The 15,189-nt window shown below is 67.5% G+C and carries 11 protein-coding genes and 1 pseudogene; 4 read left to right on the top strand and 8 right to left on the bottom strand.

The annotated features are described in order from the left end of the window. The first annotated feature begins 2 nt into the window (after positions 1 to 2). Positions 3 to 3,059: an FAD-binding and (Fe-S)-binding domain-containing protein gene (locus tag D3H34_RS02260; RefSeq protein WP_119551800.1), complete on the top strand. Its 3,057-nt coding sequence runs from the start codon at positions 3 to 5 to the stop codon at positions 3,057 to 3,059. Positions 3,060 to 3,097: 38 nt separating this feature from the next. Here D3H34_RS02260 and D3H34_RS02255 read toward each other — a convergent pair whose 3' ends face one another. Genes D3H34_RS02255 through D3H34_RS02230 form a run of 6 tightly spaced genes read right to left on the bottom strand, consistent with a single transcriptional unit; the run spans position 3,098 to position 10,249 of the window. Continuing rightward, on the bottom strand, positions 3,098 to 6,877 hold the full coding sequence (locus D3H34_RS02255; RefSeq protein ID WP_286185352.1) for a pilus assembly protein: 3,780 nt from the start codon (positions 6,875 to 6,877) through the stop codon (positions 3,098 to 3,100). A gap of 50 nt (positions 6,878 to 6,927) precedes the next feature. After that, on the bottom strand, positions 6,928 to 7,416 hold the full coding sequence (locus D3H34_RS02250) for a type IV pilin protein (protein WP_119551799.1): 489 nt from the start codon (positions 7,414 to 7,416) through the stop codon (positions 6,928 to 6,930). Positions 7,417 to 7,441: 25 nt separating this feature from the next. After that, positions 7,442 to 8,047, bottom strand: a complete 606-nt coding sequence (locus tag D3H34_RS02245) for a PilX N-terminal domain-containing pilus assembly protein (protein ID WP_286185351.1) — start codon at positions 8,045 to 8,047, stop codon at positions 7,442 to 7,444. Then, complete coding sequence (locus tag D3H34_RS02240; protein ID WP_119551797.1) at positions 8,044 to 9,033, bottom strand: PilW family protein; 990 nt, start codon at positions 9,031 to 9,033, stop codon at positions 8,044 to 8,046. Before D3H34_RS02240 ends, D3H34_RS02245 begins: the two co-directional genes overlap by 4 nt. Beyond that, positions 9,030 to 9,644: a type IV pilus modification protein PilV gene (gene pilV, locus D3H34_RS02235; protein WP_119551796.1), complete on the bottom strand. Its 615-nt coding sequence runs from the start codon at positions 9,642 to 9,644 to the stop codon at positions 9,030 to 9,032. Before pilV ends, D3H34_RS02240 begins: the two co-directional genes overlap by 4 nt. Then, a complete protein-coding gene (locus tag D3H34_RS02230; protein WP_286185350.1) occupies positions 9,641 to 10,249 on the bottom strand; it encodes a GspH/FimT family pseudopilin in 609 nt (202 codons plus the stop codon). The genes pilV and D3H34_RS02230 overlap by 4 nt, the downstream gene beginning before the upstream one ends. Before the next feature lie 251 nt (positions 10,250 to 10,500). On the opposite strand from D3H34_RS02230, the gene D3H34_RS02225 reads away from it, so the two are divergent. Then, positions 10,501 to 11,058 (top strand): methylated-DNA--[protein]-cysteine S-methyltransferase, encoded by a 558-nt coding sequence (locus D3H34_RS02225; RefSeq protein ID WP_119551794.1) that lies wholly within the window; start codon positions 10,501 to 10,503, stop codon positions 11,056 to 11,058. Between the two features lie 10 nt (positions 11,059 to 11,068). Here the strand turns inward: D3H34_RS02225 and D3H34_RS02220 are convergent, their stop codons facing one another. Together D3H34_RS02220 and D3H34_RS02215 are read right to left on the bottom strand one after the other, a co-directional pair. After that, the gene (locus D3H34_RS02220; RefSeq protein ID WP_119551792.1) at positions 11,069 to 12,289 is read right to left on the bottom strand and encodes an MFS transporter; all 1,221 of its coding nucleotides are present in this window, start codon (positions 12,287 to 12,289) and stop codon (positions 11,069 to 11,071) included. Positions 12,290 to 12,367: 78 nt separating this feature from the next. Next, positions 12,368 to 13,249 (bottom strand): LysR substrate-binding domain-containing protein, encoded by an 882-nt coding sequence (locus tag D3H34_RS02215; protein WP_119551937.1) that lies wholly within the window; start codon positions 13,247 to 13,249, stop codon positions 12,368 to 12,370. Between the two features lie 78 nt (positions 13,250 to 13,327). Between D3H34_RS02215 and D3H34_RS02210 the strand changes: the two genes are divergently transcribed. After that, the gene (locus tag D3H34_RS02210) at positions 13,328 to 14,506 is read left to right on the top strand and encodes an MFS transporter (protein WP_119551790.1); all 1,179 of its coding nucleotides are present in this window, start codon (positions 13,328 to 13,330) and stop codon (positions 14,504 to 14,506) included. Then, positions 14,503 to 15,113: pseudogene (locus D3H34_RS02205) on the top strand (pyridoxamine 5'-phosphate oxidase family protein). Before D3H34_RS02210 ends, D3H34_RS02205 begins: the two are co-directional and overlap by 4 nt. The last annotated feature ends 76 nt before the right edge of the window (positions 15,114 to 15,189 follow it).

Raw genomic sequence — 15,189 nt, 5'->3', positions numbered from 1 at the left:
CCATGCGCATCGATCCCGCCAGCCACATGCAGCCAGCCGGAACCGTCCTTCCGCCCAATGACACCTGCGAACTGCTGGCGCGCCGGCTGCGCGCCGACACGCAGGGCGAGGTGCTGTTCGACGACGGCTCGCGCGGGCGCTATGCCACCGACGCATCGATCTACCAGATCACCCCGGTCGGCGCCTTCGTGCCGACCAACGAGCGCGACATCGCCACCGCCATCGACATCGCACGCGACCTGAAGGTGCCGGTGCTCGCGCGCGGCGGCGGCACCAGCCAGTGCGGCCAGACCACGGGCGCAGCGCTGGTGATCGACAACAGCAAGCACTTTCGCCGTGTGCTCGACGTGAACGTGGAAGAGGGCACCGCGACGGTCGAACCCGGCCTGGTGCTCGACCACCTGAACGCGCAGCTCAAGCCGCACGGGCTCTGGTACCCGGTCGATGTGTCGACCAGCGCACAGGCCACGCTGGGCGGCATGGCGGGCAACAACTCCTGCGGCTCGCGCTCCATCGCCTACGGCAACATGGTGCACAACGTGTTGGGCGCGAGCGCGTGGCTGTCGAGTGGCGAGCTGGTCGAGTTCGGGCCGTTGGGAACGCTCGGCGCGCGCGCGGCGGGCATCGCCGAGTTCGTGCACGGGCTGGCGCGCCAGCACGGCGAGGCCATGGCGCAGCACTGGCCCAAGGTGATGCGTCGCGTGGCGGGCTACAACCTCGATATCTTCGACAACCAGAGCGAGCGGCCCTACACCGCCGACGGCAGCGTGAACCTCGCGCACCTGCTGATCGGTGCCGAAGGCACGCTGGCCTACACGCGCAGCCTGAAGCTCAAGCTCGCACCGCTGCCGCGCGCCAAGGTGCTGGGCATCGTCAACTTCCCGACCTTCCACGCGGCCATGGACGCGGCGCAGCACATCGTGAAGCTCGGGCCGACGGCGGTCGAGCTGGTTGACCGCATCATGATCGAGCTGAGCCTGGCCAACCCGGCCTTCAAGCCGACGGTGGAAACGGCGCTGATCGGCAAGCCGGCGGCGATCCTGCTGGTCGAGTTCTCGGGCGCCGACAAGGCGGCGCTTCTGCCGCGGCTGAAGCAACTGGTCGAACTGATGGGCGACCTCGGCCTGCCCGGCAGCGTGGTCGAGATGGCCGACGACGCGCGCCAGAAGAACCTGTGGGACGTGCGCAAGGCCGGCCTCAACATCATGATGAGCCTCAAGGGCGACGGCAAACCCGTGAGCTTCATCGAGGACTGCGCCGTGCCGCTGGAGCACCTGGCCGAGTACACCGACGCGCTCACCGAGGTGTTCGCGAAGTACGGCAGCCGCGGCACCTGGTACGCCCATGCCTCGGTCGGCACGCTGCATGTGCGGCCCATTCTGGACATGCGCGCCGACGGTGCCGCAAAGATGCGCGCCATCGCCGAAGAGGCCAGCGCGCTCGTGCGCAAGTACAAGGGCGCCTTCAGCGGCGAGCACGGCGACGGGCTGTGCCGCGGCGAATGGGTCGAATGGCAGTTCGGGCCGGCGATCAACGAGGCTTTCCGCGCGATCAAGCAGGAACTCGACCCGATCGGCCTGTTCAACCCCGGCAAGATCATCGACCCGCCGCGCATGGACGACGGCTCGCTGTTCCGCTTTGCGCCGCCCACGGCGCCGAAGCCGTATCGCCGCATCGAGCTCAAGCCGGTGCTTGACTGGTCCGGCTGGAACGTCAACGCCGACCCCGTGACCGAAGTGACCACCGCGCCGGGCACTGGCGGCGACAGCACCGGCGGCCTCGCGAAGGCCGTCGAGATGTGCAACAACAACGGCCACTGCCGCAAGTTCGACGCCGGCACCATGTGCCCCAGCTACCGCGTGACGCGCGACGAGCAGCACCTGACGCGCGGACGCGCCAACACGTTGCGCCTTGCACTCTCGGGCCAGCTCGGCGCCGACGCTTTCACCAGCGAAGCCATGCACGAGACCATGGACCTGTGCGTCGGCTGCAAGGGCTGCAAGCGCGACTGCCCGACCGGCGTCGACATGGCGAAGATGAAGGTCGAGTTTCTCGACCACTACAAGAAGCGCCACGGCCACACGCTGAAGGACAAGCTGGTCGCCTACATGCCCGACTACGCGCACCGCGCCAGCCGCATGCCGTGGCTGCTGAACCTGCGCAACCGCGTGCCAGGCGCGGCATGGCTGGGCGAGAAGATGCTGGGCTTTTCGGCAAAGCGCTCATTGCCTGAATGGCGCGCCGACACCTTCTGGCGCACGAAGGGCACGGCAGCGGCAAGTCTGTTCACCGACAAGGCGTCGGCGCTGTCCGCAGCCGCACGCGGCGAGAAGGTCGCCGTGCTGTTCGTCGACACCTTCAACGGTACCTTCGAGAGCGAGAACGTCTTCGCCGCCGCGCGCGTGCTGCACGCCGCAGGCTATGCGCTGCACACGGTGGAGAAGGGCGGCGGGCACCACTGCTGCGGCCGGACCTTCCTGGCCAGCGGCATGGTGAACGAGGCCAAGGTGCGCGCCGAAGCGCTGATCGACGCGCTGCTGCCGCTGGCGCAAGCCGGCGTTCCCATCGTCGGGCTCGAGCCTTCGTGCCTGCTCACGCTGCGCGACGAGGCGCTGGTGATGGGCTTTGGCGACAAGGCGCAAGCCGTCGCCAGACAGGCATTGCTGTTCGAGGAGTTCATCGCACGCGAACGCAAGGCCGGCCGCTTCCAGCTTGCGCTGAAGCCGGCCACCGCACCAATCCTGCTGCACGGCCACTGCCACCAGAAGGCCTTCGGTGCGGTGAGCCCGATCATGGAAGTGCTGAAGCTGATTCCAGGCGCTGAGCCGGAGCTGATCGAGAGTTCATGCTGCGGCATGGCCGGCAGCTTCGGCTACGAGGCCAGTCACTTCGATGTGTCGATGCAGATGGCCGAGGCGAGCCTGCTGCCCGCCATCCGCGCCAAGCCCGACGCCATCGTGGTGGCCGACGGCACGAGCTGCAGGCACCAGATCGGCGACGGAGCGCAGCGCGAAGCGGTGCATGTGGCGGTGCTGCTGGCGCGGCACATGGCGCTCTGACTGCGCTGGAGGCGCCCGCCAGCGCAGTCAGGCCCGCCTCAGAAAGGAGGCGAGGCCACGGGACGCCAGCTGCGGCGCCAGGTTCGCGCGTCCGCACAGCCATCGCCGGCTTTCTGCGTACCGCCCACTCCGGTGAGAAAGCCGGTTTCGTTCGTGCAGCCAGTCTCGGGCTTGCCGTCCGGACGGCCTTCGTTGGGTTGGCCGACCAGGTTGCGTGAGGTGACGTTGCCGCGCGTGAAGCCGCCGGCGGGAATCGAAGCCACCGAGTACGCGTCGAAGATGCCGTTGGCATCGACATCGAAGGAGTTCTTGTTCTTGCCGGTCAGGGCATCGAGCACGTAGATGATGTTCGGCAGGCTGCCCGTGGCCGTGCAGGATTCGATGCCCTGTTTCTTGTCCTCCGGCAGAAAGGACGAGACGATCACGCTGCTGCCCAGGTTGGCCAGGTCGCCGACGACGCGCTCGCCATCGAGCATGGCGCCCGCGTAGAAGACGGTGCCGAGGTTCAGGCGCCATCCTTTCTGGGTCTTCCAGTCCACCGGCCTGGCGCTCACCTGATAGAAGCTCTTGCCGGCCTCCAGGGCCACGCCGCCCTTTGCCGATTGCAGGTCGATGGTCTGCTCCACGAGGCTGGAGAGTTCGATCTTGCGAGCGTCTACCTTTGCGTCGCCGCCGATGGGTGTCTGGTCCCAGATGCCGTAGATGGCCTGCTTGCTGACTGGCGTGACGAGGTCGTCTTCGTCGAGCAGGATGCCTGTGCCCACGACCACGATGGCGCCGCATTGCGTGGAGGCGCTGTAGGCGCAGGTGCTCCCGTCGCCGGGGTGGACCTGCCACGTCGGCGCGGCGTAGATCGGCTGCGCCTTGCCGCCTGGGGTGCTGAAAAGCAGCTGCGCCACGGACGTCCCCAGCTTCGCGCTGCGCAGATCGAAGCGCCACAGGTTGCCGTTGGCATCGCCGGCGTAGGCCGCCACGACACGGCGCGTGGTGTCCCGTACCGCCACCACGCCGCCCAGGCCACGGTTGCCGCCGGTGGCGCCGTTGCCGAATTCCTTCGGGAGTTCGATGAACTTTCGGAGCTTGCCGGTGAGTGCTTCCACCACGTACAGGCCGACCTGCTTGCCGGTTTCCGGGTAGTGGCCGCTGCCCGTCAGCATGACCCAGGTGCCGTCGTCCAGCTGGCCCGCGGCGGGGTTGTTGGTCACGTGGGCCAGGTGGGCGTAGTCCTTGTGCTTGTTGTTCACCTCCCAGAGGAAGTGATCCTTGCCCGGCGCCCGGTCGGCGGCGTTCATCGGCGACTCCAGGCCGTACAGGAAAGGGCCTGCGCGCCCGCCGGTGCCGAGCACCAGCTGGCGCCACGTCTGCTTTCCGCCGGCGGGGGCCACGCCATCCTTGTCGTAGATGTCCTGTTCGACCAGTGGCCCGTCCAGCGTGTAGCGGAAACGGAAGTTCGGGTCGGCCAGATCGATCTGCGACGCCATCGCGCCCTTGGGCATGAACGCAGCGAGTTCGGCGCCGCCCGCGTCGGTCCTGGCGGCATTCAGCACATGGACCTTGCCGTTGTTGGTGGCCGCGAAGATGGTGGCCGGCAGCGTCGTCTTGCGGGTCTTGTAGGCCGCGTAGCTGTCCTTGCCGTCGACCTCGCCGAAGTCGGCATAGCCCATGTCGAACCGGCCGCCCACGAACACCGGCGGTGAGTTGACGGAGGCACCGATGGGCTGCTTGCGCAGCCGATAGAGTGCGCCGGTGACATCCTTTTGCGGGTCCTGGCCCAGCAGGTAGCGCACGAAACTCTCGTCGGTGGCCTGCTGCTTGTCGGCATTCAGCAGGGCCTGGAAATCGGCCGGCAGACTGCCCAGCTTCGTGCCGAAGGTCAATGCCGTGCGCACTGCTGCGGCGGGCGAGTGAGGGTCGTAGTTCGACAACGCGAAGATCGTTCGCTTGTCGACGGCCGGCATCCTGGCATTGGCCGACCACGCGGGCTTCGGCTTGCCGCCCTCGACCGACTTGTAGCCGCCGTTGGCATCCAGCTCGAAGGCCTTGATGTCTCCGCTGTTGTCCGCCGTCTGGTATTCGGTCGTGTACTTGTACTGGCCTTCCAGCGTCTGGAATTCATTGCTGTTGCCGGACACCGCCACGCCCGCGTCGTTGCCGGAGCCGACCATGCTGCTCAGTGCGTTGTCCAGGGCCCGGCGCACGTCGTCGCCGGAGTAGACGCTGTAGGCGCGGCCGCCGCCGGTGAAGCCTGCGCGGATGAAGTCGTCCACACGCAACGCATCGACGGTGCCGCCGGCGTTCAGGTTGCCCGTGGCCCAGTTGGGCCGTGTCGCCGCGTTGCCGGCGAGCCAGTCGTTGTTGTAGCTGTCGATCTGCGCCCATTTCAGCCCCCCGAACCGGCCTGCATCGCCTGAAGGCGTGAGGCCCCAGCCGATGGTGAACGTGGTCATGTTCTGCCAGAACGTGGGGTTGTGCTGACCCCCTATGGGCGGGACGTCGTTGGTGAGGGTGCTGGAGAAATCCGTGTGCCAGAAATAGCGTGCGGTCAGGTCGGCGAACCCGTTGCTGCTGGCACTGGCACCGTCGCTGTAGGGGATGTACAGGTTTCTGGCGATCAGCCTCTTGGCGGGGTCCGCGCTGTCGTAGCCCGGCGCGCCCTTCGGGTCATAGCGGAATGCCTCGGTATTTCCCGACGGCTTTCCGTCGAAGTTGATGCTTCCCTTGCTGGCGGTGTAGCGCGCGTCGATGCCTCGCGCGGTGTTGAAGTTCCAGGCACCGTCGGACAGCACGATGCTGTAGGCGCGCCGACAGCTGAGCTCTGCGCTGTTCGGGTCGTTGGGGTCGTTCTTCCAGGGGCGGCTCAACAAGGCACCAGCCGCAGTCCGGGTCTCTGTGCCGGCGTAGTAGTCGGCGGCGAGTTGCAAGGCGTTGTGGCTTGGCGTTCCGCCCTCGGGGTCGATGCCGTAGATCCAGTCATAGAACCCGGTCTTCCACTTCTTGCCCGAAGCGCCGGTTTCGTCCTTGAAGTAGTTGACGCCGCTCACGACGTGCTCTGCGCGCTGTCCGTTCCGGTTGTACTGGACGTACCCGACCCTGAACTTGTTGTCGTAGCTCTGCATGGCCAGACCCAGTGCGGTGCTGACCGCCAACGTGCGGGTGCGATACCACTCGTACCAGTTGGCGATGTTCTGGCGCTCCAGTGTTGCGGAGCATTCGTTGGCGTTCCCGCAATCGGTGCGCCGGTGTCCATCGGGCAACGGAACATTGCCTGAGTCGGATGACTGGATGGTGCGGACTGTCCTGTTCGTCTCGCTGGCACAGTCATTGTTCTTGCAGATGACGTAGGTGAATCTCCTGGTGCCTGTCGTCCCCCCTGACGTGTGCTGGGGCCTTGTTCCGGAGGACGACTGGTTGTCCACGAAGGCCGTCGGGTTGGTTTTCTTCCGGCCATCCGCTTCTACCCGGGCGCCATAGGTGATGGCCGGGTTGTAGTACTGCGTATTCACGCTGCTGGACCGCATGGCGTACCAACCGTACTTGGTTCCGCAAAGCAGGCCGGACTTCGGGCAGTTGTCGTCGACCCGATAGCCATCCTGGGCTTCTTCCGCCATCGATCCGGAGTTGTCGAGCACGAACATCAGGTTGGGCTTGGCGCCGGGCACGGCGTTGTACAGCGGGGTCTGGCTCGGCGTCGTTGCGGCGCGTGCGTTGTCGATGGGAAGAAGCGCTGTACAGCAGATGGCAGCGAAACCGATGAATGTCCGCGGCATGCCGGTGACCTTGACGAGGGCGGGAGCAAGAAACGGGTGCGTGGCGGTCATGTGGTCTTTTCGGTGCGTCGGAAATGGGCTCTTCATGAGGCGTGCGAGATTCATTTCCAGCAATCCGTCGTCATCAAGCCCGAGGCTTCGCCATCCATGTCTTTCACACCCAGGCCGCTCAGGATCAGCGTGCCGCACCGGTCGCCGCTCATGCTGCCGGTGCGAGTGGCCCGCAGCGTGTAGCTGGGCGGGGTGTCTCGCGCGAAGACGGCGATGGTGTAGTTGGCGGTGCCGGTTCTGGGCGACTGCTGCAGGCCATCGGGCAGCAGGCTCTTGGCGCCTTTCTTCTGCTCGGACTCCACACCGCTGTCGCCTGCGACAGCGGTGTAGCGGTCGTTGGCCGAGTAGTAGCGCTGCATGAACTGAGCAGCCTCCATCAGCGAGCCCTGAGCTTCGGCACGCTTGGAACGGCGCACGTGTTCCTGGTAGTTCGGCAGCGCGATGGCCGCCAGGATGGCGACGATCGCGACGACGACCATCACTTCGATCAGCGTGAAACCGGGGCTGTTGCGTGAGAAACCGGCGCGTGCATGGGTCATGGCATTGAGAGGGTTGTGCATGAGGTCATCTGTCGCGCGTCAGCACGGACTGCAGCCATGCTTCGGCGCCTTGGGTGGCGATGCCGGTCGGCGCCAACCTGGCGTTGTTGGCAAAGCCCCGGGCGGTGATCAGGTAACCGGTCAGCTTGGGTGTGGAGGTGGTTTCGATCTTCTGGATGAGGCAGCGCGGCGCGATGGCAAGCTGCGTGGCATCGACGGTGGTGCCCGTGGGCTTCTTGTTGAAGTAGTCCTTCGGAAGGACGATCACGCGGTTGCCCGCCCAGTTGGCGCTCTTGCGCCATGCCGCCGCTTCATCGAACTCCGAGCCGATGGAGGCCGTGATGATCCTGGCGCGCATGCCGCTGACGCCGTACTCGGTGTAGTCCTTGCCGTCACCGTCGAACATGGCCACCTGTTCGCAAAAGCGCAGCGCAGTCTCGGCGGCCTCGCGGGCCACCTCGGTCGAGCGGATGCCGTTCACGCTGCGCTCGCTCTGCGTGGCATTGCGGATGGCGAAGGTGCCGAGCAGCGAGAGGATCACGACCAGGACCAGCGTGACAACAAGGACCACGCCACGCTCGCGCGTCCTGCTACCGATGCGGTGCAAAGAAGAGCAGGGATTCATCTTCATGGTGCGATCAGCCGGTTGCGCAGCAGCACCGTGGTGGTGTACGTCCGGCGCAGGTAGCCGTCGGTGCCGGTCTCGTCGGCGTTGTGGCATTGCTTGTAGGCCATGCCGCCTTCGGGCACATCGCGCACGGGCCTGTCGCTGCGCATCAGCAGGCACACGCGCACGCTCAGCACGCGGCTCCAGCGGTCTTCGATGGTTTCGGACAGCTTGTCGACGTCGGATGCCTCGAGGTAGTCGACGATCTGGTGCAGCAGCGGGTCGTAGGCGGCCGCGAGTTCGGCGCTCGGACGGCTGGCCACACCGTAGAGGATCTGCATGCGCTCCACGTTGGCAAGCAGTGGCTGCGGGGCGCCCATGATGTTGGCGGTATTGCGCTTCTCGGCACCGCGACAGGACAGCATCGGTGCGGTCTGCGCATCGGTCACCAGATAGCGGTTGTCGGCCAGCGCGTACAGGTCCGGCAATGATGTGCCGGCGGCTGGCGTGGGGCGCGGGCTCACCTGTGTCGGCGTCAAGGGCAGGATGCTGTTGCCCACGCAGTTCGTTGCCACCGTGGCGTCGGTGAGCAAGGGGACCGTGTTGTCGGGGGTGGCTTCGTAGCGGATGGCGATGGCGTCGCTGCCTTCGCCCCCGACGCACGAGAGCTTGTCGAAGGCGGCTGCGGCATCGGTGAAGCCGCCGTCGCAGCCGCGCACGGCGGGACCGGCGTAGTTGCCCATCACCGTCGCACCATGGCTTGGAATGAGCTGCTGCGAAAAGCCCGCCTGCTTGATCTGTTGCTGGATCAGGTTGAGCGCAAGGATGCCGTCCTCGTTCATCTGGGTCTCGACCTCCGACAGCTGGCTGCTGCGGCTGGAGGTGGCAAAGACCGACAGGCCGGCGGCCAGGATCACCAGCCCGATCGTCAGGGAGATCAGCAGCTCGATCAGCGTGAAGCCGCGAGCCGTGCGGCGCACACGTGCGCAAGGGATGGAGGCGGCACTCATAGCGTGATCCGGAAGTACATGCAGTTCACGGAGGCCTCATCCGCGATGTTCGCGCCGGCGGGGCACAGCTGCTGCAGCTGTTCCTGCCGTCCGAAGCCGGCACCTTCTTCGATGGCGCTCCAGATCAGCCAGATGTTCAGCACGCGCGTGGCGGGCAGGCCGTTCACGCCCGACGGAGCGACGGTCAGCTCGGACGTGACGTACGCGGTGCCGCCTGGCAGGCGGTTGGCGACATTGGTGAGCCACTGCGACTGGTCATAGGCGGCGATGGCCGTGCCGCAGGTGTTGACCGGGCTGGTGGGGTTGGACGTGTCGACAAGGCAGGTGCCGCGCGGCGACGTGGGATCTTCGGAGGCCGCCGCTCGCGTGCTCGGGTTGTAGGCCTTGGTGTAGGCATAGTCGGCAAAGCCGACGAGGTTGGCGCGGGCGCGCTCCGCGTAATCGGTCACCAGGCTCAGGCCCGTGGCGCGCATGCGGGTGAACTGGTTGTACTTGAGGGCGGCCGAGGTCAGCCCCGCCATGCCGAACAGGGCGATGGCCAGGATGACGATGGCCACGAGCACCTCGATGAGGGTGGCGCCGCGCTGTGTGCCCTGAGTGCGAGGCTTCATTCGTCACCGCCGCTGGAGCAATCGCTGGTATCCGTGAGGTGACGGATGCGGCCGAGCTTGCTGATGCACAGCGCCTTGCGCGCCCACGAAGGGGTACTGGCCTTGTCGAAGCCGCTCGCATCGAATGTGATGCCGTTGGCGCCCGAACGCATCAGTCCGTTGGGCAGGAAGACGAAGCGTCCCGCATTTCCGAGCTTGATGTGCGCGAGGCCGGGCAGGGCGTCCTGTCGCACCAGCAATTCGTCGCCCTTCGACTCGGAATACACGGAAGAGGCATCACGGTCGTTGTCTACAAACACGATCCACCCGCCCGCAAGCTCGTCTGCACTTGCACCGGTTTCGCAAGCGACAGCAGTTCCTGCTTTCAGTTGGCACACGACGACCGGTCGGGCGCGGGCGATGGCCTCGGTGCGTGCGAGGCGCAGGGAGCCGGTCAGTGCGTTGACGGCATTGGCGAGGCGCCATTGCACGATGAAGCGTGACATCGACGGCGCAGCCAGTCCGACAAGAATCGCCAGGATCGCGAGCGTGACCATCAGCTCGATGGCGGTCAGGCCGCGCTGGTCGCGCAGTCCCGCCGGCCGCGAAGATTCGCGTGGCCTCATGTGCATCTTCCTCCCTGTTGTTTTGGAATTTCAGCCAACAACTTCCGGGCGTGAGGCTAGTGGCCGATGCACATGTCCGACAACGGCTTGCCGACGTTCGGTTCGTTCGAAACGATGAGCGGAAACGCCTCGAAGCGCCGAATGAAAGTCTGGTATTTCGGGGTGTTGGAGTGGTACTTTCCTCACTCGCCGAAAAGGACTCCGTGCGCGTGTTCGCGCCTCGTTTTTTGAGCTTCAATCACAATGCATCGATGACCGCCGCATCCACTTCCGAATCCGGTTTTGCCTTGTTCCCGACTGCCATCGGCGTCTGCGCGTTGGCCTGGGGGCCGCAAGGCCTGGTCGGAGTGCAATTGCCTGAAGAGCGCGGCGAACCGGCGACGCGTGCGCGGATGCACCGGCGCTTTCCAGAACTTGCCGAGTCGTTGCCGTCAGAGCGTGCGCAGCACGCCATCGCGGGCGTGCAGGCGCTGCTCGAAGGCGCGACCGACGACCTGTGCGACATCGAACTCGACATGCGTGGCGTGTCCGAATTTCATCAGCGCGTCTATGCGATCGCGCGACGCATTCCACCGGGGCAGACGCGCACCTACGGCGAGGTGGCGGAGGAACTGGGCGACAAGGGCCTCTCGCGCGCGGTCGGCCAGGCCATGGGCCACAACCCGTTTGCGCCGGTCGTGCCTTGCCATCGCGTGCTGGCCGCTGGCAACAAGCCCGGTGGTTTCTCCGCGGGCGGAGGCGCGCTGACCAAGCTGCGCATGCTCGACATCGAAGGCGCCACGCCGAGCGGGACGCGCTCGCTGTTCTGAAACCGGGATCTCAGGCGACCGGCACCGGCAGGCGGTGCAGTCCCGCGATGCGCGAGCCGAAGATGATCGCAGCCTGTAGCACGAAGCCCGCGAGCGCCAGCAGCAAACAGGCGGGTTCGCCCCACATGGAACCGACCAGACCACCGAGCGCCGCCCCCACGGGCCGCGCGCCCGCGTTCACCGTCAGGAACACCGCCGACACGCGGCCCAGCATCGCCGACGCCGTCACGCTCTGGCGCAGCGTGGTCGAGGTGATGACCCAGACCATCGGTCCCGCGCCGAACAGGAAGAACGAGAGCGCAGCCAGCGAGGCCGTCGGCACGACGAGCGTGGTCGCCATCGTCGCGGCGGCTGCAACCGCCACGGCAGGCCCGACCTGGATGGCGCGCCCGAAGGGCAGCCGCGCGGTCACGCGCGAGGTCAGCAGCGCGCCGACGACCATGCCCGCGCCGTACATCGCGAGCGTGAAGCCCACGGCCTGCGCACCGAGACCGAGCACCCGAACGGCGTAGGGCACATAGCCCGCCTGCAGCACGAACCACGAGATGTTGAAGACCGCTCCGGTCATCAGCATGGGCCGCAGGAAAGCGTGTTGCCAGACGAAGCGCGCGCCATCCTGCACCTCGCGCAGCGGATGGCGCGACGGGGCCGCAGGGCGGGGTGCCTCGTTCAGGCGCAGCAACAGGCCCACAGCCGCCACCGACAGCACCGCCGCCAGCACGAAGGCCGACGAGGCCCCGGCCCACGCGACGAGCGCACCTGCGAGTGCCGGGCCGGCCGTGAAGGCAGCGCTGCGCGCCAGCTCCAGCCGCCCGTTCGCGAGCGCCAGCGCCTCGCGCGGCACGAGTGCAGGCACCAACGCGGGCGCCGCGACGCTGAAGCCCACGGTGCCGACCGCGCCGAGGAATCCGAGCACAGCCAGTCCGCCGATGCCCAACGTCGACGACAGCACCATCGCGAGCAAGGCCAGCAGCGACACGGCGCGCAGCCCCTCGGCCCACACCATCAGCCGGCGGCGCGACATGCGGTCCGCGAGCAGCCCCATCGGCAGCGAGACCAGCAGGAAGGGCAGCGTCTGCACCGCCGCGAGAAAGCCGATCTCGCCCGGCCCGGCGCCGAGTGCGAGCACGGCCACCAGCGGCACGGCCGCAAGGCTCAGCTGTTCAGCGGACTGCGCCGCGAGGTTGGCCCACGCGAGGTGGGAGAAAGAGCGGGGCAGGGAGGAGGGCATGCAGCAGGACACGAAGACAAAGACTGCATCGTGCGGTCCGGACCTTGCTGCCGCTGGCCGTTTACGGACGTGGAAGCCTCAGCCTGGATTCATCTGCTCGAACCACTCGGCGACGCACACCGCTTCGGGCGCTGCATCGGGCGCAAGGCCGTAGTAGTAGCGCTCCAGCGTCATGCGCAGCGCAGGCAGCGGCGACTGCAGCCGGCCCGAGGCCAGGTCGTGCGCCACCAGCGAGGTCGGCGCCAGCGCAATGCCCAGTCCGTCGACCGCGGCCTGCAGCACGAAATGCAGGTGGTCGAACTGCAGCCGTCCGGCTGGCCGGGCGCGCGGTGCGCCGACCTGCTTCTTCCAGTCGTCCCAGTCGTCCTTGCGCGTGCGGGCCGACAGCAGCACGTGCGAGGGGAGGGCGCGCAGGTCGGCCAGCGGCTGCGTCTTGAACAGCGCGGGCGCGCCGACCACCAGCACCTCGTCTTCCAGGAAGGGACGCACCTTGATCGACGATGGCCAGCCTTCGAGGCCGCGGCGCACGGCGATGTCGAAGCTGCCTGCCGCCTGCTCGGGCATGACGGTGCTGGTGACGACCTGCGGCTCGATATCGGGATGGCGTTCCACGAACGATGGCAGCCGGGGAATCAGCCAGCGCACCGCGAACGAAGGCCGCACATTGATGCGCACCGCGCGTGCCGGACCCTGCAGCTGCAGCGCCCGGGCCGCCGCGTGAATCTGCGCGAGCGCGGGTTCGGTTTCCGCGAAGAACTGCTGGCCTTCGGGCGTCAGCGTGACCTGGCGGATGCGGCGTTCGAACAGCGCCACGCCCAGGCAGGCTTCGAGGCTCTTGATCTGCCGGCTCACCGCACTGTGCGTCACGTGCAGTTCGATCGCGGCACGCGTGAAGCTCAGGTGGCGGGCCGCCGCGACGAAGGCGCGGACGGCGTGAAGGGGCGGTTCGCGAAGCGGCATGCGTGCGATTTTCTCACGCATGCCGCGCGGGAATGTCGTTTGTCGGGCAGCGGTGCGAGCGGGCACGATGCGGGTTCGATGTCTGCCGCACCACCGCCTTCCGCCCCCGACGTTTCCCTTCGATCCACCGACCTGGACTCCCGCCATGCCGCGATGGCGCTCGGGCTGTCGCTACCGGCCGATGTGGTGCTGTACCTGCTGTTGCCCATGTACGCCGCGCAGTTCGGCGTCTCGCTGGCCGAGGTCGGCTTGCTGCTGGCGGCCAACCGGCTGGTGCGCATCGCGGGCTACGGCTGGGTGGCGCGTTTCTATGCGCGTCACGGCGATCGGGCGAGTTGCACGTTGGCCGTGGTGGCCGCTGCGTGCTGCGGGCTGGGCTACGCCACGCTTTCGGGTTTCTGGGCGCTGCTGCCGTTGCGGCTGACCTGGGGGCTGTGCTTTGCGGCGCTCAACCTGTCGACCCAGGCGCTGGCCACGGCCGACCCGATCGGCGCCGCGCGGCGCAGCGGGCGTTCGCGCGCCTTCATCGCGACCGGGCCAGTGCTGGCGTTGCCGCTCGGTGCGCTGATGGCGTACACGGTCGGGCCACGTGCGATCTTCGGCGTGCTGGCGGTGGTCTCGTTGCTGGCGCTGTTCGTCACCCGGCGGCTGCCGTCGACGCCGCATCACAGTGCAGCACCGAAGCGGCGCTTCCAGCGGCCGAATGCGCTGGACGGCTGGTCTTTCATGGAAGGGCTGGCGCTCGATGGCCTGTTCATCGTGGGCCTGTCGTACCTCGGCAAGGACCTGCTGCCCGGCGGCGCGGTGCTCGTGGCCGGGGTGCTGCTGGCGCTGCGCTACCTCGCGGAAATCTTCCTCGGGCCCGTCGGCGGGCGCATGGCGGAGCATTTCGGCGCCGAGCGCTTGCTCGTGAGCCTGTCGCTGGTGACGGCCCTCGCGCTCGTGGGCTTCGGCCTGGGCTGGCTGTGGAGCTGCGCGGCACTGATTGTGGTGCTGCGTGCCCTGCAACTGCCGCTGCTGCCACCCATCGTGGCCCGTCGCACGCCGGGACCGGAGCGCGTGCGGGCCTTGGCGGCCCGCGCGGTCTGGCGCGACATCGGCGCGGGCGCTGGCCCCTTGCTGGCCGGCGTGCTGCTGCCCATCGCTTCGCCGCCGTGGATCTACGGCACCGCCGCGCTGTTGCTGGCGGCTGCGGCGCTGGCGTGCGTGCGACGCGCTTCGCCTCCCATACCGATTCAGGAGAACATCGCCCCATGACCACCATCGACACCGTCGCCCAACTCGAAGCCCTGTTCGGCCAGCCAGGCGAGGCCTCGCTCAAGAAAGAGGTGCCGTACCTGCACCCGAGCTACCAGGGCTGATCGCCGCATCGCCGTTCGCGGTGCTCGCGACCATCGGTCCCGGTGGGCTCGACGCCTCGCCGCGGGGTGATGCACCGGGCTTCGTCGCAGTGCAGGACGACAAGACCTTGCTGCTGCCCGAGCGGCGCGGCAACAACCGCATCGACAGCCTGCGCAACATCGTGGCCGATCCGCGCGTGGCCTTGCTGTTCCTGATTCCGGGCGTAGGCGAGACGTTGCGGGTGAACGGGCGCGCACGCATCACCGCGGCACCCGAGCTGCTGGCGCGCTTCGCGGTGGAGGGGCGTGCGCCGCAGTGCGTGATCGAGATCACCGTCGACACCGTGTTCTTCCAGTGCGCTCGTGCCATCCAGCGCTCGAAGCTCTGGGCGCCGGTGCCGGAAGATGCGCCGCGCACCGTGCCCACGCCGGGCGCCATCCTTTCCGCGCTGACCGACGCGGCCTTCGACGGCGCCACCTACGACCGCGAGCTGCCGGCACGCCAACGCTCGACGCTGTACTGAACGCGGAACCGGGCGGCGTACCGCCCGGTAGAACCAATGCACTAGCGGAGAAAGCCGCCGACCCCACGCCAGCGCC

The sequence above is a fragment of the Acidovorax cavernicola genome (genome assembly GCF_003581445.1).
Note: the sequence above shows the minus strand (reverse complement) of the source record. Positions and strands in the feature narration are given on the sequence as shown.

What these genes read in the sequence shown, in the direction of transcription:
- D3H34_RS02260 (WP_119551800.1), top strand. Translation starts at nt 3, where the DNA reads ATGCGCATCGATCCCGCCAGCCACATGCAGCCAGCCGGAACCGTCCTT.
- D3H34_RS02255 (WP_286185352.1), bottom strand. Translation starts at nt 6,877, where the DNA reads ATGACCGCCACGCACCCGTTTCTTGCTCCCGCCCTCGTCAAGGTCACC.
- D3H34_RS02250 (WP_119551799.1), bottom strand. Translation starts at nt 7,416, where the DNA reads ATGACCCATGCACGCGCCGGTTTCTCACGCAACAGCCCCGGTTTCACG.
- D3H34_RS02245 (WP_286185351.1), bottom strand. Translation starts at nt 8,047, where the DNA reads ATGAAGATGAATCCCTGCTCTTCTTTGCACCGCATCGGTAGCAGGACG.
- D3H34_RS02240 (WP_119551797.1), bottom strand. Translation starts at nt 9,033, where the DNA reads ATGAGTGCCGCCTCCATCCCTTGCGCACGTGTGCGCCGCACGGCTCGC.
- pilV (WP_119551796.1), bottom strand. Translation starts at nt 9,644, where the DNA reads ATGAAGCCTCGCACTCAGGGCACACAGCGCGGCGCCACCCTCATCGAG.
- D3H34_RS02230 (WP_286185350.1), bottom strand. Translation starts at nt 10,249, where the DNA reads ATGAGGCCACGCGAATCTTCGCGGCCGGCGGGACTGCGCGACCAGCGC.
- D3H34_RS02225 (WP_119551794.1), top strand. Translation starts at nt 10,501, where the DNA reads ATGACCGCCGCATCCACTTCCGAATCCGGTTTTGCCTTGTTCCCGACT.
- D3H34_RS02220 (WP_119551792.1), bottom strand. Translation starts at nt 12,289, where the DNA reads ATGCCCTCCTCCCTGCCCCGCTCTTTCTCCCACCTCGCGTGGGCCAAC.
- D3H34_RS02215 (WP_119551937.1), bottom strand. Translation starts at nt 13,249, where the DNA reads ATGCCGCTTCGCGAACCGCCCCTTCACGCCGTCCGCGCCTTCGTCGCG.
- D3H34_RS02210 (WP_119551790.1), top strand. Translation starts at nt 13,328, where the DNA reads ATGTCTGCCGCACCACCGCCTTCCGCCCCCGACGTTTCCCTTCGATCC.